At 73.4% G+C, this 1191-nt stretch carries 1 protein-coding gene; it reads left to right on the top strand.

The annotated features are described in order from the left end of the window. On the top strand, nt 1-1191 hold a 1191-nt coding region (locus AB0E62_RS40055; protein WP_362206090.1), incomplete at both ends, for a beta-ketoacyl synthase N-terminal-like domain-containing protein.

The raw sequence follows: 1191 nt of genomic DNA, 5'->3' as shown, positions 1-1191 counted from the left end.
GGGTGTCGTACCTGCTGGGGCTGGAGGGTCCGGCGGTCTCGGTGGACACGGCGTGCTCGTCGTCGCTGGTGGCGATCCACCTGGCGGCGCAGGCCCTGCGCTCGGGGGAGTGCTCGCTGGCGTTGGCCGGCGGCGTGACGGTGATGGCGACACCCGCCGCCTTCATCGACTTCTCGCGGCAGCGGGGACTTGCGGCCGATGGGCGGGTGAAGGCGTTCGCCGAGGCCGCTGACGGCACGGCCTGGGGTGAGGGCGCGGGTGTCGTGCTCTTGGAGCGGTTGTCGGACGCGCGGCGCAATGGTCATCGGGTGCTGGCGGTGGTGCGGGGTTCGGCGGTGAACCAGGACGGGGCGTCCAACGGGCTGACCGCGCCGAATGGTCCGTCGCAGGAGCGCGTCATCCGCCAGGCGCTGGCGAATGCCGGGCTGGAGCCGTCCGAGGTGGACGCGGTGGAGGCGCACGGTACGGGGACGACGCTCGGCGATCCCATCGAGGCGCAGGCGCTGCTGGCGACGTACGGCCGGGACCGGGTGGAGCCGTTGTGGCTGGGGTCGGTGAAGTCGAACATCGGGCACACGCAGGCGGCGGCGGGTGTGGCGGGTGTGATCAAGATGGTGATGGCGATGCGGCACGGGCAGTTACCGCCGACGCTGCATGTCGACGCGCCGACCTCGCACGTCGACTGGTCGGCGGGCCATGTCTCCCTGCTCACCGAGGCCCGGCCGTGGCCGGAGACGGGGCGACCGCGCCGTGCCGGCGTTTCGGCGTTCGGCATCAGCGGTACGAACGCGCACGTGATCCTGGAGGCACCGGCCGAGGAGATGCCGTCCGAGTCCCCTGCCGGTCCCACACCCGAGCCCACAGCTGTTGTGCCGGTGCCGTGGCTGCTGTCGGCCAAGTCCGAGCAGGCGCTCCGGGCCCAGGCCCGCAGACTGCAGGCGTACACGGCCAACGCCCCCGACGCGGACGGCATCGGCGCCGCGCTCGCCGCGCGGACCAGGTTCGCCCACCGCGCCATGGTGACCGGACCGGAGGCGCTGGCAGCCCTGGTGCGCGGGGAGGCGCACCCCGGGCTGGTGACCGGCGAGGCCCGCGACCCGGGTCGGTCGGCGTTCGTGTTCTCCGGTCAGGGTGGTCAGTGGGTGGGGATGGGGCGGGGTCTGTACGGGGTGTTTCCGGTGTTCGCGCGGG

The organism is Streptomyces sp. NPDC038707 (assembly GCF_040636485.1).
In the GTDB taxonomy this organism is placed as follows: Bacteria; Actinomycetota; Actinomycetes; order Streptomycetales; family Streptomycetaceae; genus Streptomyces.
This window is presented reverse-complemented; position numbering and strand designations above follow the sequence as displayed.